This window comes from Alloalcanivorax profundimaris, from assembly GCF_015265435.1.
GTDB lineage: Bacteria > Pseudomonadota > Gammaproteobacteria > Pseudomonadales > Alcanivoracaceae > Alloalcanivorax > Alloalcanivorax profundimaris.
The window spans coordinates 179763-204740 of record NZ_JABJWH010000020.1 but is presented as its reverse complement, the minus strand read 5'-3'; the positions used below and the strand labels follow the sequence as shown (position 1 = coordinate 204740).

Annotated in this window: 23 protein-coding genes; 9 read left to right on the top strand and 14 right to left on the bottom strand. The window is 67.6% G+C overall.

Annotated elements, in window-relative coordinates; all coding sequences use genetic code 11:
- Positions 1–10: 10 nt before the first annotated feature.
- The 10 genes from HMJ39_RS11315 to HMJ39_RS11270 all read right to left on the bottom strand — a co-directional run bounded on the left by HMJ39_RS11315 (position 11) and on the right by HMJ39_RS11270 (position 11049).
- A complete protein-coding gene (locus tag HMJ39_RS11315; protein ID WP_194297385.1) occupies positions 11–2863 on the bottom strand; it encodes an FAD-dependent oxidoreductase in 2853 nt (950 codons plus the stop codon).
- 69 nt (positions 2864–2932) lie between these two features.
- On the bottom strand, positions 2933–4213 hold the full coding sequence (locus tag HMJ39_RS11310) for a TRAP transporter large permease (protein WP_194297384.1): 1281 nt from the start codon (positions 4211–4213) through the stop codon (positions 2933–2935).
- A gap of 22 nt (positions 4214–4235) precedes the next feature.
- The gene (locus HMJ39_RS11305) at positions 4236–4739 is read right to left on the bottom strand and encodes a TRAP transporter small permease (RefSeq protein WP_194297383.1); all 504 of its coding nucleotides are present in this window, start codon (positions 4737–4739) and stop codon (positions 4236–4238) included.
- Positions 4740–4758: 19 nt separating this feature from the next.
- A complete protein-coding gene (locus tag HMJ39_RS11300; RefSeq protein ID WP_194297382.1) occupies positions 4759–5769 on the bottom strand; it encodes a TRAP transporter substrate-binding protein in 1011 nt (336 codons plus the stop codon).
- 227 nt (positions 5770–5996) lie between these two features.
- Entirely contained in the window at positions 5997–6959 is a 963-nt protein-coding gene (locus HMJ39_RS11295; protein ID WP_194297381.1) for an amidohydrolase family protein, read from the bottom strand.
- 2 nt (positions 6960–6961) lie between these two features.
- On the bottom strand, positions 6962–7594 hold the full coding sequence (locus HMJ39_RS11290) for an isochorismatase family protein (protein ID WP_194297380.1): 633 nt from the start codon (positions 7592–7594) through the stop codon (positions 6962–6964).
- Complete coding sequence (locus tag HMJ39_RS11285; RefSeq protein ID WP_161386036.1) at positions 7591–8364, bottom strand: maleate cis-trans isomerase family protein; 774 nt, start codon at positions 8362–8364, stop codon at positions 7591–7593. Before HMJ39_RS11285 ends, HMJ39_RS11290 begins: the two co-directional genes overlap by 4 nt.
- A 28-nt stretch (positions 8365–8392) precedes the next feature.
- Positions 8393–9208 carry an alpha/beta fold hydrolase gene (locus tag HMJ39_RS11280; protein WP_161386035.1) on the bottom strand — a complete coding sequence of 272 codons (816 nt, stop codon included), beginning with the start codon at positions 9206–9208 and terminating at the stop codon, positions 8393–8395.
- Between the two features lie 244 nt (positions 9209–9452).
- Positions 9453–9956, bottom strand: coding sequence for a MarR family winged helix-turn-helix transcriptional regulator (locus tag HMJ39_RS11275; RefSeq protein WP_194297379.1), 504 nt, complete (start codon positions 9954–9956; stop codon positions 9453–9455).
- A gap of 142 nt (positions 9957–10098) precedes the next feature.
- Entirely contained in the window at positions 10099–11049 is a 951-nt protein-coding gene (locus HMJ39_RS11270) for an AraC family transcriptional regulator (protein ID WP_256244652.1), read from the bottom strand.
- Positions 11050–11266: 217 nt separating this feature from the next.
- On the opposite strand from HMJ39_RS11270, the gene HMJ39_RS11265 reads away from it, so the two are divergent.
- The 7 genes from HMJ39_RS11265 to HMJ39_RS11235 all read left to right on the top strand — a co-directional run bounded on the left by HMJ39_RS11265 (position 11267) and on the right by HMJ39_RS11235 (position 19695).
- Positions 11267–15139, top strand: coding sequence for an autotransporter outer membrane beta-barrel domain-containing protein (locus tag HMJ39_RS11265; protein ID WP_194297378.1), 3873 nt, complete (start codon positions 11267–11269; stop codon positions 15137–15139).
- Between the two features lie 172 nt (positions 15140–15311).
- Positions 15312–15974, top strand: coding sequence for a riboflavin synthase (locus HMJ39_RS11260; protein ID WP_161386033.1), 663 nt, complete (start codon positions 15312–15314; stop codon positions 15972–15974).
- A 9-nt stretch (positions 15975–15983) separates the two neighbouring features.
- A complete protein-coding gene (gene ribBA / locus HMJ39_RS11255) occupies positions 15984–17093 on the top strand; it encodes a bifunctional 3,4-dihydroxy-2-butanone-4-phosphate synthase/GTP cyclohydrolase II (RefSeq protein WP_194297377.1) in 1110 nt (369 codons plus the stop codon).
- Positions 17094–17138: 45 nt separating this feature from the next.
- Positions 17139–17609, top strand: a complete 471-nt coding sequence (ribH, locus tag HMJ39_RS11250) for a 6,7-dimethyl-8-ribityllumazine synthase (RefSeq protein WP_161386031.1) — start codon at positions 17139–17141, stop codon at positions 17607–17609.
- Complete coding sequence (gene nusB / locus HMJ39_RS11245) at positions 17609–18118, top strand: transcription antitermination factor NusB (RefSeq protein WP_194297376.1); 510 nt, start codon at positions 17609–17611, stop codon at positions 18116–18118. The genes ribH and nusB overlap by 1 nt, the downstream gene beginning before the upstream one ends.
- 18 nt (positions 18119–18136) lie before the next feature.
- Positions 18137–19057, top strand: a complete 921-nt coding sequence (gene thiL, locus HMJ39_RS11240; protein ID WP_194297375.1) for a thiamine-phosphate kinase — start codon at positions 18137–18139, stop codon at positions 19055–19057.
- A 152-nt stretch (positions 19058–19209) separates the two neighbouring features.
- Positions 19210–19695, top strand: coding sequence for a phosphatidylglycerophosphatase A family protein (locus tag HMJ39_RS11235; protein WP_194297374.1), 486 nt, complete (start codon positions 19210–19212; stop codon positions 19693–19695).
- Positions 19696–19746: 51 nt separating this feature from the next.
- On the opposite strand, the gene dxs is transcribed toward HMJ39_RS11235, so the two are convergent.
- The 4 genes from dxs to HMJ39_RS11215 all read right to left on the bottom strand — a co-directional run bounded on the left by dxs (position 19747) and on the right by HMJ39_RS11215 (position 23365).
- Entirely contained in the window at positions 19747–21669 is a 1923-nt protein-coding gene (dxs, locus tag HMJ39_RS11230) for a 1-deoxy-D-xylulose-5-phosphate synthase (protein ID WP_194297373.1), read from the bottom strand.
- Between the two features lie 101 nt (positions 21670–21770).
- Positions 21771–22673, bottom strand: coding sequence for a polyprenyl synthetase family protein (locus tag HMJ39_RS11225; protein WP_161386026.1), 903 nt, complete (start codon positions 22671–22673; stop codon positions 21771–21773).
- Positions 22663–22899 (bottom strand): exodeoxyribonuclease VII small subunit, encoded by a 237-nt coding sequence (locus HMJ39_RS11220; protein ID WP_194297372.1) that lies wholly within the window; start codon positions 22897–22899, stop codon positions 22663–22665. The genes HMJ39_RS11225 and HMJ39_RS11220 overlap by 11 nt, the downstream gene beginning before the upstream one ends.
- Before the next feature lie 64 nt (positions 22900–22963).
- Positions 22964–23365 carry a GFA family protein gene (locus HMJ39_RS11215; RefSeq protein WP_194297371.1) on the bottom strand — a complete coding sequence of 134 codons (402 nt, stop codon included), beginning with the start codon at positions 23363–23365 and terminating at the stop codon, positions 22964–22966.
- A 189-nt stretch (positions 23366–23554) separates the two neighbouring features.
- Between HMJ39_RS11215 and HMJ39_RS11210 the strand changes: the two genes are divergently transcribed.
- The gene (locus HMJ39_RS11210) at positions 23555–24496 is read left to right on the top strand and encodes a tRNA dihydrouridine synthase (protein WP_194297370.1); all 942 of its coding nucleotides are present in this window, start codon (positions 23555–23557) and stop codon (positions 24494–24496) included.
- A gap of 218 nt (positions 24497–24714) precedes the next feature.
- Positions 24715–24972, top strand: a complete 258-nt coding sequence (locus HMJ39_RS11205) for a DUF4212 domain-containing protein (protein WP_194297369.1) — start codon at positions 24715–24717, stop codon at positions 24970–24972.
- Positions 24973–24978 lie beyond the last annotated feature (6 nt).

Sequence of the window (24978 nt, the reverse complement as noted above, 5' to 3'; positions counted from 1 at the left end):
AAAGTCTCCCTTATTCAATGTCCAGGGCCTGGCGCCAACTTTGGTACATGGCGCGGATGGCCGCTTCGGAAATGAGCGTGTCGGAGGTGCCGGCGGGGGTATCCGGGTCCAGCGCCACCAGGTGTTCGCCGGGCTGGGTGCGCTTCATGCCGTCCTGGACGAACTTGATCGCTTCGTTGTCCTCCAGGCCGAGGAAGCCGGCCGGGCCCATCAGGTTGCCCTGGCGCAAACGGTGGCGGGTCATTTCCTCGTCGTCGTCGGCGAAGCCGAACATGGTCCAGTTCATCACGAACTCCTCGGGGCCGCTGGGCACGATCTGGCGCACGCCCAGGGTGTTCATTTCCCGCTGCACGATCAGGTTCGGCCAGACGGTGAGCATGGTCACGCTCCACTCCGAGTCGAATTCGGGAATGAAGTTGAGCATGTCCTCGCGCTCCAGCTGGAACTCCGGCCGGTAGGCGCGCATTTCCTTGCGGTTTTCCTCGCTCACGTTGGTGCCGTCGCTTTTCGCCGACGCCATGGCGCCGTGCAGGCCGGTCTCGTCGCAGATCATCTGCGACTTGTTGCCGGCCACCAGCAACCCGAAGCTGACCAGGAAGGTGTGCAGCAGGGTGGCGTGGTAGGGGTCCTTCAGGTTTTCGTGGTAGAGCTTCCAGTTGCCCGGCAGGGAATTGCGGTAGTAGCCCAGCAGCTTCAGCTCGCGGCCGTCGAAGGTGGCGTCGAATTCACGCAGCATGTCCGGGCCCAGATAGTCCTCCAGCGGTTTCATGTCGTGGTCGAAGGACGCGAACACCACGCCGTGGCGGGTGGTCACCTTGAGCTTGGTGGGGCCGTGGTCGCAGGTCTTGAACTCCTTGGCCATGCCGCCCTTGCCGTCCACGCCGCGCCGGAACGGTACCCCGGCCAGGTTGCCCTTCAGATCGTAGGACCACTGGTGGTAGGGGCAGACGAATTCTTCGGTATTGCCGCGCAGGTCGCGGCAGAACTGGGCGGCCCGGTGCGAGCAGCGGTTGACGAACACGTTGATGTCGCCGTCCTCGTCGCGGCTGACCACCACCGGGGTGGGGCCCACGTTGCTCTGTTTGAAATCGCCGGCGTTGGGAATTTCCACTTCCAGGGCCACGTAATTCCAGGTCGGGCCGTGGAAAATGTGTTCCACTTCCAGTTCGAAAATGTAGGGGTCGGTGTACACCCAGTCCGGCACGCGGGTCAGACCTTCCCGGGGCCAGACGTAGTAGTTGGACAGATCGCTCATCGTTCCTCTCCGGAGTGGGGCGGGCAGTCGGGCATCACCGGCGGCGCCGGCGGTGTTTTCCAGAAGGCGGTTCAGGGCGTCCACGGACAGGCCCCGGCGCAGCCATTCGCGACCCCGGCGGATGGCGCCGGGGTCGTTGAAGGCGATCACCCCGGTGAGGCGCTCGCCATTGTGAAAGTACAGCGTTTCGGCACCGTTGGAGCCGGGCTTGGCGACCATCTGGTCGTCGGCCGTGGGCAGGCCCAGCATCTGGATGTTGTGCGCGAACTGGTCGCTCCAGAACCAGGGCACGGCGTCGTGGGCGGTGTCCTGGCCGGCCATGGTGCGGGCGGCGGCGGCGGCCTGTTCCTGGGCGTTTTGCCAGGACTCCAGCCGCAGCAGGGTGCCGTCGTCGCGGCGGGTGACGGCGGCATCGCCGGCGGCGAATACGCCCTCCAGGCCGGTGCGGCCGAAACGGTCCACCACGATGCCGTTGTCGATTTCCAGGCCCAGGTTCTCCGCCAGGGCGGTTTCCGGAATCACGCCGATGCCGACCAGGACGCTGTCCGCCTGGAGGGTGTCGCCGTTATTCAGTTTGAGGGCCACGCCGCCGTCGGCGGCTTCAAAAGCGGTGGTCTGCACGTCGGTGAGGATGCGCACGCCGTTCCGTTCCGCCAGCTTGTGCACGCGCAGCGCCGCCATCGGATGCAGCGCCCGGCTGCAGATGCGCGGCGCGGCTTCCACGAGGGTCACTTCGCAGCCGCGCTGGCGGGCGGCGGAGGCCACCTCCAGGCCGATAAAGCCGCTGCCGATGATGGCGATATGGCGGCCGGGTTGCAGGGCGCGCTTGAAGGCGATGGCGTCTTCCAGGGTGCGCAGGCTGTGCACCGCGGACAGGTCCGCGCCCGGAATCGGCAGCGGGCGCGGCGTGGCACCGGTGGCCAGCAGCAGTTGGTCGTAGGCGTGGGTTTCGCCGTCGCCGGCGGTGAGCGTTTTCCGTTCCGCGTCGATGGCGGTCACGGTCACGCCCAGGTGCAGTTCGATGTCGAGCTGTTCCGCCGCCGGCCCGTCCAGCAAGGTGGGCCCGTGCAACGGCGCTTCACCGAGCAGGATCGCCTTGGACAGGGGCGGGCGCTCGTAGGGCAGCGCCTGTTCCCGGGCAAACAGCTTCACCGTGCCGGTGAAGCCGGCGTCGCGTAGGGCGCGGGCGGCGCTGGCCGCCGCCTGACCGCCGCCGACGATGGCGAAGCAGCGCTGATCGCGTTCCTCGGCCATGGCGATGCGGTTGTCGGCGGGCGCTTCGCTGATCTCGGCGGGGCGGGTCACGTCCACGAACACCTGGCCGTCTTCCACCTTCACCGCGTAGGTCTCCAGATCCTTGCTCACCGGGCCGGACAGGGCCTTGCCGGTGCGCAGGTCGAACACCGCCTGATGCAGCGGGCATTCCACGCAGCCGTCTTCCACGAAGCCGTCGCTGAGCAGCGCGTACTGGTGGGTGCAGACATTGCCGGTGGCCAGATAGTCCTCGCCGAACCGGTAGAGCGCCACCGGTATCTTGTCGATGGTGACGGCCATGACGCCGCCGTCGGGGGACAGGGCCCCGGCGTTTTCCATGAGTATCCAGGCCATGATGATTGTCCTCGGTATTTAATCAGTGTACTTCCTATTTGTTCGTGAGGGTACTCCGCGCCTTCCTGGTCAGTGCAGTAAGCCGGGCAGGAAGGTGGACAAAGGGGCGAACAGGGTGACCAGGGCCAGTACCACCAGATTGACCAGCAGGAACGGCCAGACGCCGGCGATGATTTCGGTCACCGGCACGCGCAGGGCGCTGGAGGCCACGAACAGGTCCAGGCCGAATGGCGGCGTGATGGTGCCGATGGCCACGTTCAGTACCACGATGATGCCGAACTGCACCGGATCCACGCCCAGGGCCATGGCCACCGGCGCCAGCACCGGCACCAGCACGATCTGCATGGACACCGGGTCCATGAACATGCCGGCGATCAGGAACACCACGTTGACGATCAGCAGGAACTGCAGCGCGCTGATGTCGGCGCCGGCGATGAAGGCGCCGATGGCCGCCGGCACGCCGGCCACGGTGACCAGATAGCTGGCGAAGCTGCCCACCGCGAGAATGATGAACAGGGTCGTGGTGACCAGGGCGGAGGATTCCGCCACCTTGGCCACGCCCTTCCAGCTCAGAGCCCGGGTGATCAGGGTTTCCACCAGCAGGGCGTAGAGCGCCGCCACGGCGGCCGCCTCGGTGGTGGTGAACGCGCCGCTGTAGATGCCGCCGAGAATGATCACCGGCATGCCCAGGGGCAGCAGGGCGGCCTCCACCGCCTTGCGCCGTGCCGCGCCGTCCGCTTTTTCCTGCAGGCGGGGCGCGTCGCGCAGGCTGCGGATGTGCACGTACACGGAAAAGCAGAACGCCAGCAGGCAGCCCACCGCCAGGCCGGCGGCGAACAGATCGATGATCGAGGTGCCGGTGAGCCAGCCGTAGATGATCAAGGTGATGCTGGGCGGCACCAGCAGGGAAATTTCCGCGGTGGCCACGATCAGGCCCACGGCGAAGGAACGATTGGTGCCGGTTTCGATCAGGCGCGGGTACAGAATCTTGCCGAGCCCGGCCACGGTGGCCGGCGCCGAGCCGCTCACCGCGCCGAACGCGAAGCAGGCGCCGGTGGTGGTGTGGCCGAGCCCGCCCCGGCGATGGCCGATGAACGCTTCCACCATGCCGGTCAGGCGCGCCGCGATGCTGCCCCGCGCCATCAGCTCGGCGGCGAAGATGAACAGGGGAATCGCCAGCAGGGTGGACTGGTTAATGCCGCCGATCATCTTCTGGATCATCACGATGTCCGGGAGGTTTTCCAGAAACAGATGCTTGCCGACCAGGCCGGACACACCCAGTACCAGGAAAATCTCCGCTCCGGCGATGAACAGGGCCACGGCGACGCAGGTTACGAGAATGGGTTTCATGAACAATCCTTGCCGTCGGGCCTCAGTCGGGGTGGTCGTCCGCTACCGGCCGCTGCGCGGGAAACAGCACATAGCGCAGGTAGCGCAGGGTCAGCAGCGCCATGCCCAGGGGCAGGGCCGCGTACAGCCAGCCCATGGACACATCCAGCATGTTGCTGACCTGGCCGGTGTCGATGATGCGCTGCAGAAACCGCCAGCCGAGCACCGCCACGTAGGCGCAGAACAGCGCGCCGACCAGATCGAGAACGCGCTGAATCCACAACAGCAAGGCCGGGCCGATGAACCGTTGCAGCAGGTTCATGGACACATGGCGTCCCTTGTCCATGGTGTATCCCAGGCTCACGCACACCAGCCACACCAGCAGGAAGCGCGACAGCTCCTCGATGCCGTCGAAGTGCCGCGCCAGGCCCGGGGCCAGGTTGTAGAGAATCACGTTGAGACCGTAGAGACAGGGCAGGGCCAGCATCAGGCAGACCATCAGGGTCCGCTCCGCCAGGGCCAGCCCGGCCCAGAACTTCGTCCACATGAGCCGCTCCGGAGCGCCGTTATTCGGTGATGTCGCCGTACACGCCTTCGTACAGGTCGATCAGCTTCTGGCCTTCGTCGCCGGCCTGTTCCAGGAAGGCGTCGCGGGCGGTGGGGTACATTCTGTCGCGCAGGGTCTGTTGTTCGGCGTCGTCCAGTTCATTGATGATCAGGCCGGCGGCTTTGATTTCCTCCAGGGCCTGCTTCTGGTTTTCGCCTTTCACCCGGGCCAGTTCCTGGGCGTTGTCGGTGAACACGTCGCTGACCGTTTGCTTGTCGTCATCGGACAGACCGGACCAGAAGGTGGGGCTGAACAGCACCACGTTTTCCACCACGCCGTGGGCGGACAGCAGCAGATACTCCTGCACTTCGTGGAATTTCATGCGGGCGATGGAATCCAGCGGGTTTTCCTGGCCATCCACCACGCCGGTTTGCAGCGAGGTATAGACGTCGCCGAAGGGAATCGGCATGGCCTGGGCGCCCACCGCTTCGAACTGGGCGCGCAGCACGCGGGAATCCATGATGCGGAATTTCTGGCCCTTGAAGTCGTCGATGCCTTCCAGCTTTTCGTTGGAGGTGAAGTGTTTGAAGCCGCCGGGCCACAGTGCCACGGCGATGAAGCCGCGATCCTTGAAGGACGCCAGCAGGGCCTGGCCGAACTCGCTCTTGCGCAGCTGGTTGGCCTGGTCGTCATTGGTGGGCAGAAGGTAGGGAATGTCGAGGATCGACACCAGCGGGTTGAAGCCGCCGATGAAGGCGGCGGGCACCACCACGGCGTCCTGCATGCCCAGTTGCACCGCTTCGGTCATGGCGCGGGCGTTGCCCAGTTGGGAAGACGGAAACACCGACAGGTCCACCCGTCCATCGGTGCGCTCGGCGATTTGCTCGGCGCTGAGCTTGAGTACCTGGTCCAGGGGCTGGCCGGAGGCCTCCACATGGCCGACGCGGGCTGCCTGGCCGAGGCCGGGCAAAGTGAGGAGCAGTGTGCCGAGAATGAGAAGAGCGTGGCGTAAAGCTGCGTATGCTTTCATCGTTCGATACCTATGCTGCGTATTGTTAATAGTCAGTATGCTGATCTATGGCCTGGGGCTGGAAATAATTAGCAAGCGCCGTGCCAGACAATGTTGCCGCAAGTCCTTGGTTTAAGAGGCTTTTGGCAAGGGTCCCCGACTTTTTTTGTATACTAGAGCACTTGTGTGGTGCGGTTGCACCGCTTTGATTCAAATGGCGGGTCGCTCCGCCTTATTTTTCTTGGAGATCAGAGTTTCAGAAGCCGTTTGGCGTTGCCACGGCAGACTTTTTCACGCACCGCGTCGCTGATCGGCGCTTCCTCGATGAAGCGCGCCGCCAGTTCCGTGGATTCATAGGGGTAATCCACGGAGAACAGCACCGCGTCCTCGCCCATCTCGCCGATGGCGGCCATCAGGGTGGGGGCCGAGCACACCCCGGAGGTGGTGATCACGATATTGCGGCCGAAGTATTGTGACGGCGGCAGATCCAGGGACACGCCCTGGGCGTACACCGGGAAGCGGCTGTCGAAACGCCAGCGCATGAATGGCAAGCCCTCGCCCATGTGGCCGAGGATGATTTTCAGGTTGGGGAAGCGGTCGAACACGCCGCCGAACAGCAGGCGCAGGGCGTGGGTGCCGGTTTCCACGCCCCAGCCCCAGACCGCGCCGGCCAGTTCCGGGTGGCCGCGCATGGAATCCACTTCCTTCCAGGGATTGATGGGGTGCAGATACAGCGGCACGTCGAGATCCTGCATCCGTTCCCAGAACACGTCGTAGGCCGGGTCGTCGTAGTAAACGCCGTTGCTGTGGCCGTTGATCAGCGACCCCTTGAAGCCTAGTTCCCGCACCGCGTATTCCAGTTCGTCGGCGGCGGCTTTCGGATCCTGCATGGCCAGGGTGGCGAAGCCGGCGTAGCGGTCGCCGTGGGGCGCCATGCGTTCGGCCAGGTACTCGTTGTTTTCCCGGGCCCGGCGGATCGCGCGGGCGGTATCCGCTTCCGCCTGCACGCTGGGGCCGGATTGGGACAGCACCACGGTTTCGATGCCGTGGCGGTCCATCTCCTCCAGGCGCAGGCGATCGAAATCGTCCAGGCGCGCCGCCAGGTCGTCCTGGTTGGCGGTGTCGATCTTGTCGAAGAACATGGCGGTGTATTCCTGGAAACCCGGTGCCATGAAGTGCTCTTCCAGAGCGATTTTCCTAGTCGTGGTCATGGTTAAACCCTTTTTTCTTGCAGGTGTGCGAGGAAGTCGGCGCCGTCGATCACGTCGCCGTACTTGCCGTTGATATCGAAGAGGTTGGCCTCGTGGGGGGCCGGGTGGCGGTCGCCCACGGCCTGGCGGATCACCATGACGCGGAAGCCGTGCTGCAGGCCGTCCACCGCCGTGGCGCGGATGCAGCCGCTGGTGGAGCAGCCGATCAACACCAGGGTGTCGATGTCCAGGGCGGTGAGGGTGGCGGCCAGGGTGGTGCCGAAGAAGGCGCTGGCGTACTGCTTGGTGATCACCAACTCCTGGTCGTCCGGCGCGACTTCGTCGCAGAACGCCGCCAGCGGGTTGCCCTCCACCATGGCTTTCATCACCGGAGCTTTCTTGACCCAGATGCCGCCGTCGAGAAAGCGCCCCGGCTGGTAACGGATGTTGGTGTGGATCACCGGGATGCCGGCCTCGCGGGCGGCGGCCAGGGCCCGGGCGGCATGGGGCAGGGCGGCCACCACCCCAGGGGCGTACAGATCGGCGCCGTCGGTGGTGTAGGCCTTCATGAAATCGACGCTGAGCAGGGCGGCGCGTTCGCCGAAGCCGATGCGCGTGTCCCAGACACCGGCGTAGTTGTCACCGGGGGAGCTCATCGGGTATTCGCCTCCGGCGTCGGGTAGCGGCCGCTGAGCAGGGCGCCGGCGCCGGGCACCACCGGCTCCAGGCCGAGCCGGTCGAGCATGCCGCGCACGGTGCACACGGCGGTGGACACCACCGGGATGCCCAGCGCGTCCTCCACGGTCTGGATCGCCGGCAGCGAGGGCATCTGCACGCAGGCCGACAGCACCACCGCGTCCACGTCGGCGGTTTTCAGTTCGGCCACGTCCTCGATCAGTTTCAAAGGATCGCGGCGGCCTACTTCCAGGTTGTCGGGGATCTCGAAGCAGCGCCAGTCGCTCACTTGCACGCCTTCGTTCTCGATGTAGGCCACCACCTTCTCGGTGAGCGGCTTCATGTAGGGCGCCAGCAGCGCCACTTTTCTGGCGCCAAGAATCTCCAGCCCTTCCACCAGGGCGCCGGCGGAGGTCATCACCGGCGCGTCGCACTGGTTGTCCCGGGCGGCCTGGCGCAGTTCCGCCTCGGTGTGGCGGTGGTAACCCGGCCCCTGGGCCATGATCGCCACCAGGCAGGCGGTGCTCATCACGTCCACCCGGGCGTCCGCCAGTTCCGCGGCGCAACGGGCGCCCTGGCTGTTCATGGCCTTCAGTTCCTCCGGCGTCACCTTGTGCATGCGCATGCGGCTGGAGTGGAAGGTAAAGCGTTCCGGGAAGCGGCTTTCCCGGGCGCGCAGCATGGCGGGGATTTCCGTTTCCATGGTGGTGTTGGAGCTGGGGACGATTTGTCCGATTCGATAGCTGGTCATGGCGCGGGTCCTTTTCTTATCGGGGCCGTTAAAGCGGCCGGTCGAGCAATTCGGACAGGGCGCGGAAGAAGCCTTCCGGGTCGTCCCAGGGAATCATGTGCCCGGCGTCCGGGGTGCGGCTGACGCGCAGGTCCGGCAGCCGTTCGCGGAGCTCCGCTTCGTCCTCGGGCAGGATCACGTCGCCCCGGCCGGCCACCATCAGGCCGGTGCGGATGCCGGTCAGGGCCGGCAGGTCGGCGTGCACGTCGTCCTGGTGAAAGCCGTCGTAGCTGGCGCGGATGGCGCGCAGGTCGCAGGTGTGCAGCCATTCGGCGCGCAGCCGTCGTTGTTCCTCGCTCCAGGTGGCGCAGTAATGGCGCATGCGGTCCGCGTCGATGCCCTTCTGGCACTCCAGGATGGAATCCTCGTACCAGGGCCAGGCGCTGGGATAGGCGCGGCGGCCCGGGCCGGACACCGGCGGGTCCACCATCACCAGGTGGGCGATGCGGCTGTCGGCGCCGCCGCGCTTCACGGCGCGGATACCGTGGCGGCCGCCCATGGAGTGGCCGACCACGATCACGTCGTGCAGATCCAGCGCGCGAATCAGGGCAAGCAGGTCATCGGCGCAGGCGTCCAGGCCGTAGTCCAGGTGGTCGCCGCTTTCCGACAGGCCGCGGCCGCGTACGTCCAGCACCCAGGTGTCGAAGTGCCGGCCCAGGCGCTCGGCCACGAACTCCCAGGTGATCGCCGGACTGGTGATGCCGGGCACCAGCAGCAGGGCCGGGCCCTGGCCACCGTAGCGCAGGAAATGCTGGCGGATGCCGTTGGCGTGGATCTGGCCGCCGTATTGAAAAGTGCGGGTCATGGAGCCTCCCCGAATAAAAAAGGGCGCCGGCGGCCCGTTGTGGGCCGGCCGGCAAGGAAGTCTCCGGAATATATATCAGTATACTTCCTAATTTCAAGGAAGGGTTCGGCCGCCGTTTATTCTGTAAGTTATTGTTATATATTCAAAAAATCCTGTATTTCAGGGCTGGGCGCCAAAATAATATAATCAGTGTGCTTCCCATATGGCCGCACCCTGGCACGGAAAAGCGGCTGCCGGTGGAGGCTCAGGTGGGGTGGAAAACGGCGCGGCCGAGGTGGTTGTTGGCGCTCACCAGGCGCATCAGCATCATGATGAAGGCGTTCTGGTCTTCCGGCGGCAGCGGGGCGAGCAGCTTTTCCTGGGCCCGGCGCATACTGTCGTACATCTCCTGGGTCACCCGTTCGCCGTCCTCGGTGAGCCGGCTGAGCTTCATGCGACGGTCGCGTTTGCTGGGGTGGCGGCTCACCAGCCCGCGCTTTTCCAGGCGGCGCAGAATGTCCGCCGCGTTGCTGCGGTCGATGCCCACTTCCTGGGCCAGGGAAATCTGGTCGATGTCCGGGTGTTCCCGCAGTTCGGTGAGAATGCCGTACTGAACCGGCGTCAGATCGAACTCCTCGCATTCGCTGAGGAACAACGCATAGTGAATCTGGTTGAGACGCCGAATCAAAAAGCCGGCCCGGCTCCATAGCGGCATGGTTTCCGAGTCCAGCGGCAAGGGATTGATGGGCGCGCTGTCTTGCTTCTTCATTACCCCTGTTTCCTCCAATGATCGGGGCCGGCGTCAAGCGGACGCCGGCCGGGGGACACGGTTGATGGGAGTGTCGGGTTCGAGGCAGGCAAATAGTGCATGTTTTTCCCGGTCCCGTCGAACCGGTGCCCGGCGGCCCGGCTCAGCGGGTCAACGCCCGGCGCAGGGTGCGCGCGGGCGGTTCGCCGAAGCGGGCGCGGTAAGCGCGGGAGAAATTGCTGACATGGCCGTAGCCCGCTCGCGCCGCCACCACCTTGACCGGGGCGTCGCCGGTTTCCAGCAGTCGCTGGGCCTGGTCCAGGCGCTCGCCGCGTATGAACTCCGCGCAGGAGCGTTTTTCCTGGTGCTGGAACAACTGATTGAGGCGGCTTTCGGAGAGGCCGGCCCGGTCCGCCAGAGCGGGGATGGATAACGGCGCCCCCGGGTCGTTGATAATGGCATCACGGATTTCCAGAAACGCCTGTTCTTCCCAGGCGGGCAGCGCCTCGGTGGCCGGGCTGTCGCAATAATTTTCCAGAATTTCCGACAAAAACAGCAGGGCCGCGCCTTCCATCTTCATGCCCCGGCACAGGCCCTGGGCATGGGTGGTGAACAGGCTGGTGGCGAACTGCCGCAGGCGGCTGCTGGGATGCAGCGCACGCACCGCCACCGTGTCGCCATAGCGGCCGACGAAGGGCTTCAGGGCTGTCGGCAGCCCGCCGCCCAGGTGGTCGCGGAGCACGTCCAGGGGGCAGGCCACGCCAATGTGCCGGACCTGTTCGCCACGGCTGAGTCGGAAGCAGGTGCCGCTGATGTCGGTGCGTACCAGCAGGGCGCGCTCCGGCGTGACCTGGTGATGGCTGCCGTCCGGCAGCTCCATGCCGGAGCGGCCCTGAATATGGAAAATGCTTCCGATCCAGGGCTGCTGGAAGGTGGGGCGGTCGAGCTGCAAGGTGCAGTCTTCTCCAGCCCGGTAATCCACCCGATACAGCACCAGGCCGCTGGCCAATTCCAGCCGTTCCATTCGTCCGCGTACCCCGGGCAGTTCGAACCGCTCCCCGCCGCCCATTTCCAAGGCGTGGACGGTGCCCGGTGGGTTGTCTTGGCTGATCACTTGCTTCCCCCTTTTGAATCATCCCTGTTGTCTTTTTTTGGATGATAACTTTCACGAAATTCATAAAACGGCGCCGTGGTGAGGCGATCGGCGCCTTGCTATTTTTCTGCCTTATCGTTGATAAAAATACCGAATCGAGGGTGCGATGTCCTGTTCTCTTTCTGGCCCTTGGGGGGCTGCTTTTACCCAAAAAAAACGGGTCGGGTTGTGTTTTTCCATGGCGCTGTTGCCGGCGATGGCGTCGGCGGTGTCCGGCATGCCGGGGGCGGATGGCACCGGCTCCGATGGCGTGCGCGGCGGCGCCGGGGGTGACGGTGGAGGCGCCGTGATCAATGCCGATGCCTCCCTGATCATCGGCGCGGGCACCGTGCACGACGGCGGCACGGGCGGGCAGGGGCATTCGCTGGATGGCTATTCTGAAGCCGCGGAGACCGCCGCCTATGGCCTGGACGGCACGGCGCCGCTGGCCGGCCAGAAGGGCATTGTGCCCGGCGACAGTTTCAGCATCACCATTGACGGCGTAACGGCAACCATCGTGATCGAAGCCACGGATACCCCGCGGGACATCGCCGACAAGATCAGCGGCGCCTTCGCTTCCGGGCTTATCAGTGTCTATGCCACCCAGCGTGGCGCCGCCGATTACCTGTCAATCGGGCAGACAAGCTATCTCTACAACATCGAGATGAGCAACACGAACAATACGCCCCTGCACGCCCTTGGGCTGCTGGATTGGAAGTTGGCGCGGCCTTTTGACGATGGCGGCCATGGCGGTATGGGCGGCCATGGCGTGGTGCGGCAAGGCGTGGGTCTCGGCACTCATAATGCCGGTGAACTGTACGGAGGGGATGGGGGCGAAGGCGGTTTTTCCGACTATTACCTGGCCGGCGAAGGGGGCAACGGCGGTGATGGCGGCGATGCCTTCCGAAACATGGACGGCGGCGGCACCCTGACCAATGATGCCGGCGGCTATATCCAGGGTGGCAACGGCGGCGAAGGCGGTGCCGGCAGTACCTATGACTATCCCGCCGCCGGTGGTGCCGGCGGCAAGGGCGGCACCGGTGTGCGCATGTCGGGCGCCACGCTGATCAACCGGGGCGATATCCTTGGCGGCGACGGTGGCCTCGGCGAGAGCGGCGGCGACGGGGGCGCCGCCGGTGACGCGGTGTGGATCGACAACGCCGCCACCGTGCGTCAATTCTCCGGTGGCCTGTATGGCGGTTGGGGCGGTGACAGCGTTGGCTCCGGCGGTGATGGCGCCGACGGCGGCGCGGGCCTGCGCCTCACCGGCGGCGGCAGTGTGGAAATTCTCGGTGGCGAGGTGGTGGGCGGCCGGGGCGGCGACGGCGCCCAGAGCGGCGACGGCGGTGCCGGCATCGTCATGGACGGCGGTGACCTGCTAATCGCCAGCGGCGCCGAGGTACAAGGTGGCGGCAGCGGTTTCGTCGGTTTCGGCATGGTGGCGGAGGGCGGCGTTGGCGTCAGCGGCGCGGATCTGGACGTTACCCTGGGCGGCACGGTGAGCGGCGGCACTCGCAGTAACGGCAGCAATCGCGCCGCCGCCATCCATTTCACCGGCGGCGCCAACCGGCTGACGCTGCTGAGCGGCTTCCAGCAGAGCGGCGGGGTCCGGGCCGAGGGCGGCAATGATGTGCTGGCCCTGGGCGGCGCCGACGACGGGGTCTTCGATCTGGGCGACATCGGCACCGCGTTCCAGGGGTTCGAGGCGTTCGCCAAGCGCGGCGTCGGTACCTGGCGGCTGACCGGCAACGGCGCCCAGGACTGGTTGATCGAAGGGGGCACCCTGGCCGGGAACAGCGACGCGCTTGGGGGGAATGTGACCAACCAGGGGGTGCTGCGCTTTGAGCAAAGCCTGGACGGCGTCTACGCCGGTACCATCAGCGGCGCCGGGGTGCTGGAAAAAACCGGCGCCGGCGTGCTGACCCTGAGTGGCGCCAATGGTCATGCCGGCGGCACCCTGGTCCGCGAGGGCGGCCTGTCGGTGGCCTCCGATGGCGCCCTGGGCAGCGGGGCCCTGGGCCTGGACGGTGGCACGCTGATCGTCACCGGTACCGGGTTCAGCGCCACCGCCCGGCAACTGCAACTGGGCGTTGGTGGCGGCACCCTGGCGGTGACCGACGCCGGCCATGCGCTCACCTGGGACGGTCGCTTGCTGGGCGCCGGCGCCTTCGAGAAAAGCGGCGCCGGGGACCTGGTGCTCACCGGCGCCAATGCCTTCAGTGGCGGGCTGACGGTGAGCGGCGGCACGCTCACCGGGGCCTCGGCCAGCCTGGGCAGTGGCGATATCGTCAATAACGCCACCCTGGTCATCGACCAGACCGCCGCCGCCGTGCTGAACAATGATTTCTCGGGCACCGGCGCGCTGCGCAAGAGCGGCGCGGGCTGGTTGGCGCTTAACGGTGACGGCGCCGCCTTCACCGGCGCCACGCGGGTCGGCCAGGGTGGCCTGGCGGTGAACGGCGACTGGCACGGCAGCGCCATGACCGTGGCCGACGGCGCCACCCTGGGGGGCACCGGCACGGTCGGAGCCACGGTGGTGGAAACCGGCGGCACCCTGGCGGCGGGCAACTCCATCGGCACCCTGGCCGTGGACGGCGACCTGACCTTGAACAGCGGCGCCACCCTGGCGGTGGAAGTGGACCCGTCCGGCGGTGACGGTGACCGGATCCTGGTGGCCGGCCAGGCCCGGCTGGCCGGGTCGGTGATCCATGTGGGCGCCGGCGGCGCCTATCGCCCGCTCAGCGAATACACCTTTCTCAGCGCCGATGGGGGGATCCTCGGCCAGTTCGACGATGTGTCCTCGGACTACGCCTTTCTTGATCCGTCGCTGGTGTACGGCGCCCGCGACGTGACCCTGCGGCTGGCGCGCAACAACGTGCGCTTCGCCAGCCTGGCGGGCACCGACAACCAGCGGGCGGTGGCGACCCACGCGGAAACCCTGCCCACCGGCCACGCCGTCCAGCAGCATCTGTTGCCGCTCAGCGGCGCCCGGGCGCCGGCGGCGTTCTCCGCGCTGAGCGGCGACAGCCTGTTGGCCGGCCCGACGGTGGCGATGGCGTTGCAGCGTCAGTTCGCGGATGCCCTGCGTCAGCGCGGTGGTGCCCTGGACGGCGGCTCGCGGGCCACGCTGAACCAGCGTCTGCAGCGGGGGCTGCAGGCCTTGGCGGCTCCAACCGGGAGTGCCCATCGTACCGTGGCGCCCACCGGGCTGACCCCGGCCCGGGCCGCCGGGGACGGCGGCGGCGAGCGCGGCGGGGTGTGGGTGCAGGCGCGTTCTTCCCGCTACCAGGAAGACGCTGATTTCCCCACCGGTAACGCCGCCTACACCTTCCGGGGGGAGCAACTGGCCCTGGGCGTGGACGGCCGCCGGGGCGACTGGCTGCTGGGCGCCGCCGCCGGCCGCGGCCAGGGGGATTTTCATTACCGCAACCGGGACGCGGACGGCGACCTGGAGGCCTGGTTCGCCGGTCTGTACGGGCGCTGGCAAGGGGATGGCGGCCTGTATGCGCGTGGCGATCTCAATTACGGCCGCGCCCGGGTGGACCACCGCCGGAGCGCCGCCGCCGGGGTGCTCGCCGAGTCCGACAGCGACCTGCACAGCCTGCGGGTGGACCTGGAAGCTGGCATCGACCTGATCCAGGGCGACGTGGTGCTGCGGCCCTATGGCCGCCTGGCCTGGACCCGGCTGGAGCGGGACGCCTTCACGGAAACCGGCGCCGGCGCCCTGGGCCTGGCCGTGGACGACACCACCCTGGGCGTGGGGGAAGCCGCCGTGGGGGTCGACGGCGCCCGCTATTTCCAGATCGGCCGCCAACGCTTGAGCCTGCACGGTGGCCTCGCTCTGGAGCGCGGCTTCGGCGACGCCCACGCCGAGCAGGACGCCGCCTTCGTGGGCACCGGGGGCACCTTCCGGGTGGCCGGCGCCGAACGCGACCGCTTGCAGCTGGCCCCGCACCTGGGCGTGGGCCTGGCGGTGACCCCGGCCCTGTCCCTGTGGGCCGGTTACCAGGGTCGCCTGGGCGGTGAGCACCACAGCCAGGGGGCGCTGCTCAGTGGTCGCCTGACCTGGTAGCGTCTTTCCTGCCCCATCCGCTTACCCACCTTCCACGCCCCGGGTTTGGACTGAATCCCCCGGGGCGTTTATGATTGCGCTCCTCCTGCATATTTCCGCGCGCCCGGCGGTTCTCCCGCACGCTTGGCCGGTCTTCACCGGCGTCCGCATCCGGATCCACAGAGGTACAGTCATGTTTACAGGCATCATTGAAGCCCAGGGACGGGTGGCGGCGCTGACCCCCGCCAACGGGGACGTGACGCTGCGCATCCAGAGCGCCGAACTGGACTTCGGCGACGTCAAACTGGGCGACTCCATCGCCGTCAACGGCGTCTGCCTGACGGTCACCGCCCTGGACGGCGGCGACGCCTTCAGCGCCGACGTGTCCGGCGAGACCCTGTCGCTCACGTCCCTGGGGCAGCTCAAGAACGGCAGCCGGGTGAACCTGGAGAAGGCGATGACGCCCTCCACGCGCATGGGCGGCCACCTGGTCAGCGGCCACGTGGACGGGCTGGGCACGGTCAAGGCGATGACCTCGGACGCCCGCTCGGTGCGCATCGACATCGAGGCGCCGGCGGAGCTGGCCCGCTACATCGCCCAGAAGGGCTCGATCACCGTGGACGGCATCAGCCTGACGGTGAACAGCGTGGACGGCGCGGTGTTCTCCTTGAACATCATTCCCCACACGCAGGAGGTCACCACCATCCAGGATTGGGCGGTGGGGACGCCAGTGAACCTGGAAGTTGATATCATTGCGCGCTACCTGGAGCGGCTGCTGCTCGGCGAGCGCGCCGCCCAACCCGGCTCCCAGGGCATTTCCACGGCCTTTCTGGCCGAGCACGGGTTTCTGAAATAAGGCGGACTTATGCAGTTGAACAGTATCGAGGAACTGATCGAGGACATTCGTCAGGGCAAGATGGTGATCCTGATGGATGACGAGGACCGGGAAAACGAGGGCGACCTGGTGATGGCCGCCGAGCACGTCACCCCGGAGGCCATCAATTTCATGGCCCGCTACGCCTGCGGCCTGATCTGCATGCCGATGTCCAAGGAACGCTGCGAGCAGCTCGACCTGCCGCTCATGGTGAGCGCCAACGGCAGCGGCTTCGGCACCAAGTTCACCGTCTCCATCGAGGCCCGGGAAGGCGTCTCCACCGGCATTTCCGCCGCCGACCGGGCGCGCACCGTGCAGGCCGCGGTGGCGTTGGACGCCAAGGCCTCCGACATCGTCCAGCCCGGCCACATCTTCCCGCTGATGGCCGAGCCCGGCGGCGTGCTGCGCCGCGCCGGCCACACCGAGGCGGCCTGCGACCTGGCGTCCATGGCCGGCTGCGAGCCCGCCGGCGTGATCTGCGAGGTGATGAACCAGGACGGCTCCATGGCCCGCCGCCCGGACCTGGAGACCTTCGCCAAGGAGCACGACATCAAGATCGGCACCATTGCCGATCTGATTCAGTACCGCGCCCTTAACGAGCAGACCATCGAGCAGGTTTCCGAGCACCCGCTGGACACCTGGTACGGCCAGTTCCGGCTGGTGGCCTTCAACGACACCGTGGACGGCCACCTGCACGTGGCCCTGGTGAAGGGCGAGATCAGCGAGGACAAGGAAGTGGTGGTGCGGGTGCACCAGGTGGACCCGCTGCGCGACCTGATGAGCGCCAAGCTGGACGGTCGCACCGGCTGGAACATGCACCGGGTGCTGGAGAAGCTGTCCGGCGCCGAGGCCGGGGTGGTGATCATCCTCGGCCAGGACGAGGATTCCGAACCCAGCCTCAACCGGCTGCGCGCCTTCTTCGAAGGCACCGCGCCGCAACCCAAGGGCGAGTCCCGGGCCTACCGCAATATCGGCACCGGCTCACAGATTCTCAAGGCGCTGGGCGTGCGCAAGATGCGCCTGCTCAGCTCGCCGATGCGCTTCAACGCGCTCTCCGGCTTCGGCCTGGAGATCGTCGAATACGTGGAAGCGGACGGCTGATCCCCGCGCCGCCGCGCGGACTCGAACAGGAACCAGGAACAGACCATGCAAGACATCAAGACCTTCGAAGGCACTCTCAACAACGTGGGCGGCCGGTACGCCCTGGTGGTGACCCGCTTCAACAGCTTCGTGGTGGAAGCACTGCTGGCCGGCGCCGTGGATGCCCTGGTGCGCCACGGCGTAAGCCGCGACGACATCGAGATCATCCGCGTGCCCGGCGCCTGGGAACTTCCGGTGGCGGTCAAGCAACTGCTCGCCAAGCGTGACTACGACGCCGTGGTGGCGCTGGGCGCGGTGATCCGCGGCGGCACCGCCCACTTCGAATACGTGGCCGGCGAAGCGGCCAAGGGCCTGGCGGCGGTGCAGAACGAGGCCGGCGTGCCGGTGGCGTTCGGCGTGCTGACCGTGGATTCCATCGAGCAGGCCATCGAGCGCAGCGGCACCAAGGCCGGCAACAAGGGCGCCGAGGCCGCCATGTCCGCGTTGGAAATGGTTTCTCTGTTCAAGGCGCTTTGATGACCGCTTCCTCTTCCCCCGCCGCCCGCCGCAAGGCGCGCCGCTACGCGCTGCAGGCGCTCTACCAGTGGCAACTGGCCGGCGCCGCCCTGGGCGACATCGAGGCGCAGTTCCTGGCCACCAACGACATGGAAAAGGTGGACCGCACCTATTTCCATGATCTGCTGCATGGCGTGCCGGGGCAGGTCGGCGACCTGGACGAGGCGCTGCGGCCCTTCCTGGACCGCCGCGTGGAGGAGCTGTCCCAGGTGGAGAAGGCGCTGCTGCGGCTGGGTGCCTTCGAATTGAAGGAGCGCCTGGACGTGCCCTACCGGGTGGTGATCAACGAGGGCATCGAGTTGGCCAAGGTGTTCGGCGCCGAGGACTCCTTCAAATACGTCAACGGCGTGCTCGACAAGCTGGCCCGCCGCCTGCGCTCGGCGGAAACCGCCCACCGCCGCCGCGAGCCGGACAGCGGCGCCCGCAGCCGCGACCAGGGTGACGGCGACCGGGACGGCGGCGACGCCTGAACCGCCGGGGAGCGGGCCATGGACGAATTCTCCCTGATCGAACGCTACTTCCGCCGCCCGGGCCCGGGTGGCGAGGGCGTGTTGCTGGGCCCCGGCGACGACGCCGCCCTGCTTACGCCGCCCGCCGGCGAACAGCTGGTGATGACCCTGGACACCAGCGTCGGCGGCCGTCACTTTCCCGACGACCTGCCCCCCTTCGAGACCGGCCACCGCTGCCTGGCGGTGAACCTCTCCGACCTGTACGCCATGGGCGCCCGCCCGTTGTGGTTCCTGTTGTCGCTGACCCTGCCGGAGGTGGACGAGGCCTGGCTGGCGGAGTTCAGCCGGGGCATGTTCGCCCTGGCGGACCGGGCCGGCATCGACCTGGTGGGTGGCGACATGACGCGCGGCCCGCTCAGCGTGGCGATCCAGGCCACCGGCGCGGTGCGCGCCGACCGGGTACTGCGCCGGGACGGCGCGCTGCCCGGCCAGATTCTGGCGGTGGGCGGCGTGCCCGGGCTGGGCGGTCTGGGGCTGCGCCACTGGCAGGCCGGCCAGCGTGACAGCGCCAGCGCCCGCCATTTCGCCGCCCCGGATCTGGATCTCACCCTGGGCCGGCGCCTGGCCGGCCGGGCCGGCGCCTGCATCGACATTTCCGACGGGCTGCTCCAGGACCTGGGGCATGTGCTCAAGGCCAGCGGCGGCCTCGGCGCGGTGATCGACACCGGGGCCCTGCCGGTGAACGAGGAGCTGGCGGCACTGGACGCGGAAGATCGGCTGGCGCTGCAGCTGTCCGGCGGCGACGATTACCGGCTGCTGTTCACCTGGCCCGCCGACGACCCGCTGCCGGAGGGCACCGTTGCCATCGGCCGGATTAGCGGCCCCGGCCCGGTGCGTCTGCGCGCCCCGGACGGCAGCGAGCGCCCCGCCGACTCACCCGGCTGGCGCCATTTCCCGTAGGAACGCTGCGGCATTGTTTTGTAGGAGCGGCTTTAGCCGCGATGGCCGCACCGGCTGATCGCGGCTAAAGCGGAACGCCGCCCGGCCGCTCCTACAGTCAGTTCCACGCCGGCGGGCCGGTGCCCACGAAATCCGATCAAGGAAAACGCCCCATGCACCCTGAATCCGTTCTCGTTCTGCTGGCCCAGGGGCTGGGCATTGGCCTGTCGCCCTGGGCGCCGGGCACGGTGGCATCGTTGCTGTTTCTGCTGATCTGGTGGCCGCTGGCGCGGCTGCCACGGCCCCACTACATGCTGGCGGTGCTGCTGGTGGCGGCGGCCGGCGTGCCACTGTGCGGGCTGGCCGCCGAGGTGCTGGGCGTTCATGACGCGGGGTCGCTGGTCTGGGATGAGCTGGGCGGGCTGCTGCTGGCCCTGGCGGTGGTGCCCCGGCGCCCGGTCTGGGGCCTGGCCGGCTTCGCCGTGTTCCGCCTGTTCGACGTATTCAAGCCGGGGCCGGTGGGGTGGGTGGATCTGCACCTCAACGGCGGCGTCGGTATCGTGCTGGACGATCTGGTGGCCGGCTCCCTGGCGCTGCTGGTGCTGGCGGTTCTGGTTTGCTGTAGGAGCGGCTTTAGCCGCGATGGCCGCACCGGTTGATCGCGACTGCAGCGGAACGCCGCCCGGCCGCTCCTACAAAACAGGCCGGGTTCAGGCCCGGTGGGGCAGGGCGGTGTCCAGGCGCTTGAGGCGCTCGCGCACGCTGGCCTCGATGCCGGCGGCGTCCAGGCCCTGCTGCGCCAGCAGCTCGTCGCGCTTGCCGTGGTGGATGAAGTGGTCCGGCAGGCCCAGATTCAGCACCGGCACCGCCAGACCCTCGTCCAGCACCAGCTCGTTCACCGCCGAGCCGGCGCCGCCCATGCGCTGATGGTCCTCCAGGGTCACCAGCAAGCCATGGCGGTCGGCCACGTCCAGTACCGCGTCCCGGTCCAGGGGCTTCACCCAGCGCATGTCGATGACGGTGGCGTCCAGCTTCTCCGCCGCCTCCAGGGCCGCCGGCACCAGGGCGCCGAAGGCGAGCAGGGCGGCGGGGCCCTTGCCCTGGCGCAGGGTGCGGCTCTTGCCGATGGGCAGCGGCGCCATCTCATGCTGGATGGCGGCGCCGGGGCCGGTGCCGCGCGGGTAGCGCACCGCCGCCGGGCCCTGGTGCAGCCAGGCGGTGTAGAGCAGCTGGCGGCACTCGTTCTCGTCGGAGGGCGCCGCCACGATCATGTTGGGCACGGTGCGCAGGTAGGCCAGATCGAACACGCCGCCATGGGTGGCGCCGTCCTCGCCGACCAGGCCGGCCCGGTCCAGGCCGAAGGTCACGTCCAGGTTCTGCAGCGCCACGTCGTGGATCAGCTGATCGTAGGCGCGCTGCAGGAAGGTGGAGTAGATCGCCACCACCGGCTTGCGGCCCTCGCAGGCCATGCCGCCGGCCAGCGTCACCGCGTGCTGCTCGCAGATCGCCACGTCGTGGTAGCGGTCCGGGAAACGGCGGGCGAAGTCCACCATGCCGGAGCCTTCGCACATGGCCGGGGTGATACCGATCAGGCGCTCATCCTTTTCCGCCAGGTCGCACAGCCAGTCGCCGAACACCTGCTGGTACTTGGGCCCCTTGGGCGCCGCCGGTTTGGCCACCTGGACCTTGGGCTTGGGCTCGATCTTGTTGATCGCGTGGTAGCCCACCGGGTCCGCCTCGGCGGGGCCGAAGCCCTTGCCCTTGGTGGTGTAGACGTGCAGCAGCTGTGGGCCTTCCAGGTCGCGCATGGTGGCCAGGGTGGCGGTGAGCTCGTCCAGGTCGTGACCGTCGATGGGGCCGATGTAATTGAAGCCGATGGCCTCGAACAGCATGTCCGGGCTCACCATGTTCTTCATGCTCTCCTCGGTGCGGCGCACGAAGTCCCAGGCCGCCGGCATGGCGGAGAGCACCTTCTTGCCGCCCTCGCGCAGGGCAATGTAGGTCTTGGAGGCCCAGATGCGGGCGAAGTAGTTGGCCAGCCCGCCCACGTTGTGGCCGATGGACATGGTGTTGTCGTTGAGCACCACCAGCAGGTTGGCGCGGGTATGGGCGGCGTGGCTGAGTGCCTCGAAGGCCTGGCCGGCGGTCATGGCGCCGTCGCCGATCACCGCCACCGTGCGGCGCTTCTCGCCGGCGTTCTCGGCGCCCAGGGCCATGCCCAGGGCGGCGCTGATGGAGGTGGAGGAGTGGCCCACCCCGAAGGTGTCGTACTCGGATTCACCGCGCTTGGGGAAGCCGGACGGGCCGTCCTGCTGACGCACCTTGAGCAGGTCGTCGCGGCGGCCGGTAAGGATCTTGTGCGGGTAGCACTGATGGCCCACGTCCCACACCAGCCGGTCGTGGGGCGTCTCGAACAGGTAATGCAGCGCCACCGTCAGCTCCACCACGCCCAGTCCGGCGCCGAAGTGGCCGCCGCTGCGGCCCACCGCGTAGAGCAGATAGGCGCGCAGCTCGTCGGCCAGCCGTTCCAGCTCCGCCTCCGGGAGGCGTCGCAGGTCCGCCGGCGCCAGGACATCGTCCAGAAGGGGCGTGCGCGGGCGGGTCAGCGGAATGTCGGTGAACGTCTTTGGCATGGATATCGAGCCTGATTCAGTCGGCGGCAAGGGCATCGATTATAACGGCCAGAACGGGTCCCCGTCAGGGGCGCCGGTCGGCCCCTTGCCGGGTGCCGGGGTCAGTGGGTGCGTTGCACGATGTAGTCCGCCAATTGTTGCAGGGGCAGGGCGTCCTCGCCGTAGCCGGCCAGCGCCGCCCGGGCCTGGTCGCAAAGGCTCTGGGCGCGCTGGCGGCTGGCATCCAGGCCGAGCAGGGCGGGGAAGGTGCTTTTACCGTGTTTTTCATCCGATTTGCTGGGTTTGCCCAGCTGATCGGTGTCGGCGGTGACATCGAGAATGTCGTCCTGGATCTGGAACGCCAGGCCGATGGCGTCGCCGAAGGCGATCAGAGCCGCTTCCAGAGCGGCGTCGGGGCGGTCCGCGGCGTGGTAGCCGAGCAGCAGGCTGGCGGTGATCAGCCGGCCGGTTTTCAGGTAATGCATGCGCTCCAGGGCGGCCACGTCCTGCAGCCGGCCGTGGGCGGCCATGTCCAGCATCTGCCCGGCGGCCATGCCGGCGCCGCCGGCGGCCCGGCACAGCACCCGGGCCATGGCCACCCGGGCGGTGTCGGAGTAGTCGCCGGCGCTGCTGAGCAGCTCGAAGGCCAGGGTGAGCAGGGTGTCGCCGGCCAGGATCGCGGTGGCCTCGTCGAAGGCCCGGTGGCAGGTGGGCTGGCCCCGGCGCAGGTCGTCGTCGTCCATGGCCGGCAGGTCGTCGTGGACCAGGGAATAGGCGTGGATCGATTCCACCGCCACCGCCGCCACGTCGGCCCGGTCCGCGTCGCCGCCGGCCAGGCGGCAGGCGGCGTACACCAGCATCGGACGGATCCGCTTGCCGCCGGCCAGGGCGGCGTAGCGCATCGCTTCGGCGAGGCGCGGGCTGGCGCTGGTGGCGGGGTCGGGTAACAGGCGTCGGAGGGCGCCCTCGAGCCGGGAGCGGCTGTCCTCGGCGAAGGTGTCGAAGCGGTTCAAATCAGACGTCATCGCGATTTTCGAAGGAGGCGGGCTCGCCCTCCGGGTCCTGATCCAGCAGGATGCGGACCTTCTGTTCGGCCTGGGTCAGGGCCTGCTGGCATTCGCGGGTCAGCTTTACCCCCTGTTCGAAGGCCTGCAGGGACTCTTCCAGGGTGAGCTCGCCGGATTCCATCCGCTCCACCAGGGCTTCCAGGCTGTCCAGGGCTTCTTCCAGTTGCGGGGCTTTGTTGGCCATGGGTCTCTCTCTTGGAATGCGGCGCAACAGTACTGTAGCGCCGCGGGGTGGTCAATCCGGGCCATCAGCCGTTCGGGGTTTGTGAGTACTTCTTAGCGCCGAGGCCCGGTTCATACCAGCCGGCCCGGTCGTCCCAGAAGATGTGATCGTCCGGGTCCATGTCGGGGTCCCGGTCCAGGCCGCCGGCGGGCACGATGGCCAGCTCGCCCCGGGTGTGGGGCACCATGCCGCCGCAGACCTGGCAGAAGGCCCGGGAGAAGCGGGTTTCCGGCAGATCATAGCGGCTCACCGAATCCTCGCCGGCAAGCCACTCCAGGTGGCTGGCCGGTACCATCAGATTGGCGGCGTGGGCGGTGCCGCTGAAGCGCCGGCAGCGCGAGCAATGGCACAGATGGAATTGATGAAACGGGCCCTGGACGCGGTAGCGGACCAGGCCGCACAGGCAGCCGCCTTCGTGGGTGCTCATAGCCGGAATCCTCATTCCAAAAGGGTCTAACCACGGCCTTCCGCCGCGGCGCGCCGCCACCTATAGTGAAATGCCCGCCCGTTGGTCGCAAGCGGCTTCTTCCTCTGATCTCCTTTAATCTATGGCGTTTCGCTTGCGATACGGGCGGGGTTCCTCGCCTTCACTTCCGCGCTGTTATACTCCGCGCCCATGAAATTGATTCTCGCCCCCATGGAGGGCCTGGCGGACTATTGGGTGCGCCGGGCGCTCACCGATGTCGGCCACTACGATTGGTGCGTCAGCGAATTCGTGCGCGTCAGCGGCAACCTGTTGCCGCCCCGGGTGTTCCATCGCTGGTGCCCGGAGCTGCGCGACGGCGCCCGCACCCGCTCGGGCACGCCGGTGCATTTGCAGTTGCTGGGGTCGGACCCGCCCTGCATGGCCGACAACGCGGTGCGCGCCGTGGCACTCGGGGCGCCGGCCATCGACCTGAATTTCGGCTGCCCGGCCAAGACCGTGAACCGCCATCGCGGCGGCGCCGTGCTGCTCGACGAGCCGGAGGTGGTGCACGCGGTGACGGCGTCGGTGCGCCGGGCGGTGCCGGCCACCGTGCCGGTGTCGGTGAAGATGCGCCTGGGCAACGCCGACGACGGCCGTGCCCTGGAAAACGCCCTGGCGGTGGAGGCGGCCGGCGCCGCCTGGCTCACCGTCCACGGCCGCACCAAGAAGCAGGGTTACCGGCCGCCGGCCTACTGGGACCGCATCGGCGCCATCCGCGAGGCGGTGTCCCTGCCGGTGATCGCCAATGGCGAGATCTGGACCGCCGAGGACGCCCGCCGCTGCCAGGCGGAAAGCGGCTGCACGGACCTGATGCTGGGCCGGGGCGCGGTGGCCGATCCGTTGCTGGTGCGGGCGGTGCGCGGCGGCGATCCGGGAGACTGGTCGGAGGTGCTGGCGGTGCTGGGGGATTTCGGCGAGTCGATTCTCGATACCGGCACCGAGCCGCAGCTGTGTGGCCGCGTGAAACAATGGCTCAGCTATTCCCGGCGCCGCTGGCCGGAGGCCGCCGCGCTGCTGCAAAGCGTGAAACGGGAAACCCGCATTCGCCCTCTGGTGGCGAGCCTTCACCGCACGGTCGGCGAGCAGCCGTAGGAGCGGCTTCAGCCGCGCTCAACGGCGCTGCCATCTTCATCGCGGCGGAAGCCGCTCCCACCGCTGCCGCCTTCGACCTTCGTCGAGTCTCCGCCGGGCTGGAGCCCGCGTCAGCCGGACCTTCGACTAAAGTCATACTGTGGCGACCCACCCCTTTGTTTAGTCTTCCTGGCAAGGCTCGAAAGAGTTTTACCGTCAGTACGCAGAGGGGTAAACCAATGAGAGAAGAAAACGCCCGCGCCTACTGGGCCGCCAACGTGAAGTTGATCCTGAGTTATCTGGTCGTGTGGTTCGTCGTGTCCTATGGCTGCGGCATTCTGCTCGTCGATGTGCTCAACAACATTCAGTTTTTCGGTTTCAAGCTGGGCTTCTGGTTCGCGCAACAAGGTTCGATCTACGTGTTCCTGGCGCTGATCATTCTGTACGCGCGCTCCATGAACAAACTGGATCGCAAATTCGACGTCCACGAAGAGTAATAACAA

Coding starts and splice junctions, on each gene's coding strand:
- ribBA (WP_194297377.1), top strand. CDS start 15,984: ATGCAGTTGAACAGTATCGAGGAACTGATCGAGGACATTCGTCAGGGC.
- HMJ39_RS11275 (WP_194297379.1), bottom strand. CDS start 9,956: ATGAAGAAGCAAGACAGCGCGCCCATCAATCCCTTGCCGCTGGACTCG.
- thiL (WP_194297375.1), top strand. CDS start 18,137: ATGGACGAATTCTCCCTGATCGAACGCTACTTCCGCCGCCCGGGCCCG.
- HMJ39_RS11220 (WP_194297372.1), bottom strand. CDS start 22,899: ATGGCCAACAAAGCCCCGCAACTGGAAGAAGCCCTGGACAGCCTGGAA.
- HMJ39_RS11290 (WP_194297380.1), bottom strand. CDS start 7,594: ATGAGCTCCCCCGGTGACAACTACGCCGGTGTCTGGGACACGCGCATC.
- HMJ39_RS11265 (WP_194297378.1), top strand. CDS start 11,267: ATGGCGCTGTTGCCGGCGATGGCGTCGGCGGTGTCCGGCATGCCGGGG.
- HMJ39_RS11295 (WP_194297381.1), bottom strand. CDS start 6,959: ATGACCACGACTAGGAAAATCGCTCTGGAAGAGCACTTCATGGCACCG.
- dxs (WP_194297373.1), bottom strand. CDS start 21,669: ATGCCAAAGACGTTCACCGACATTCCGCTGACCCGCCCGCGCACGCCC.
- HMJ39_RS11210 (WP_194297370.1), top strand. CDS start 23,555: ATGAAATTGATTCTCGCCCCCATGGAGGGCCTGGCGGACTATTGGGTG.
- HMJ39_RS11260 (WP_161386033.1), top strand. CDS start 15,312: ATGTTTACAGGCATCATTGAAGCCCAGGGACGGGTGGCGGCGCTGACC.
- nusB (WP_194297376.1), top strand. CDS start 17,609: ATGACCGCTTCCTCTTCCCCCGCCGCCCGCCGCAAGGCGCGCCGCTAC.
- HMJ39_RS11225 (WP_161386026.1), bottom strand. CDS start 22,673: ATGACGTCTGATTTGAACCGCTTCGACACCTTCGCCGAGGACAGCCGC.
- HMJ39_RS11280 (WP_161386035.1), bottom strand. CDS start 9,208: ATGACCCGCACTTTTCAATACGGCGGCCAGATCCACGCCAACGGCATC.
- HMJ39_RS11305 (WP_194297383.1), bottom strand. CDS start 4,739: ATGTGGACGAAGTTCTGGGCCGGGCTGGCCCTGGCGGAGCGGACCCTG.
- HMJ39_RS11285 (WP_161386036.1), bottom strand. CDS start 8,364: ATGACCAGCTATCGAATCGGACAAATCGTCCCCAGCTCCAACACCACC.
- HMJ39_RS11205 (WP_194297369.1), top strand. CDS start 24,715: ATGAGAGAAGAAAACGCCCGCGCCTACTGGGCCGCCAACGTGAAGTTG.
- HMJ39_RS11310 (WP_194297384.1), bottom strand. CDS start 4,213: ATGAAACCCATTCTCGTAACCTGCGTCGCCGTGGCCCTGTTCATCGCC.
- ribH (WP_161386031.1), top strand. CDS start 17,139: ATGCAAGACATCAAGACCTTCGAAGGCACTCTCAACAACGTGGGCGGC.
- HMJ39_RS11215 (WP_194297371.1), bottom strand. CDS start 23,365: ATGAGCACCCACGAAGGCGGCTGCCTGTGCGGCCTGGTCCGCTACCGC.
- HMJ39_RS11315 (WP_194297385.1), bottom strand. CDS start 2,863: ATGGCCTGGATACTCATGGAAAACGCCGGGGCCCTGTCCCCCGACGGC.
- HMJ39_RS11300 (WP_194297382.1), bottom strand. CDS start 5,769: ATGAAAGCATACGCAGCTTTACGCCACGCTCTTCTCATTCTCGGCACA.
- HMJ39_RS11235 (WP_194297374.1), top strand. CDS start 19,210: ATGCACCCTGAATCCGTTCTCGTTCTGCTGGCCCAGGGGCTGGGCATT.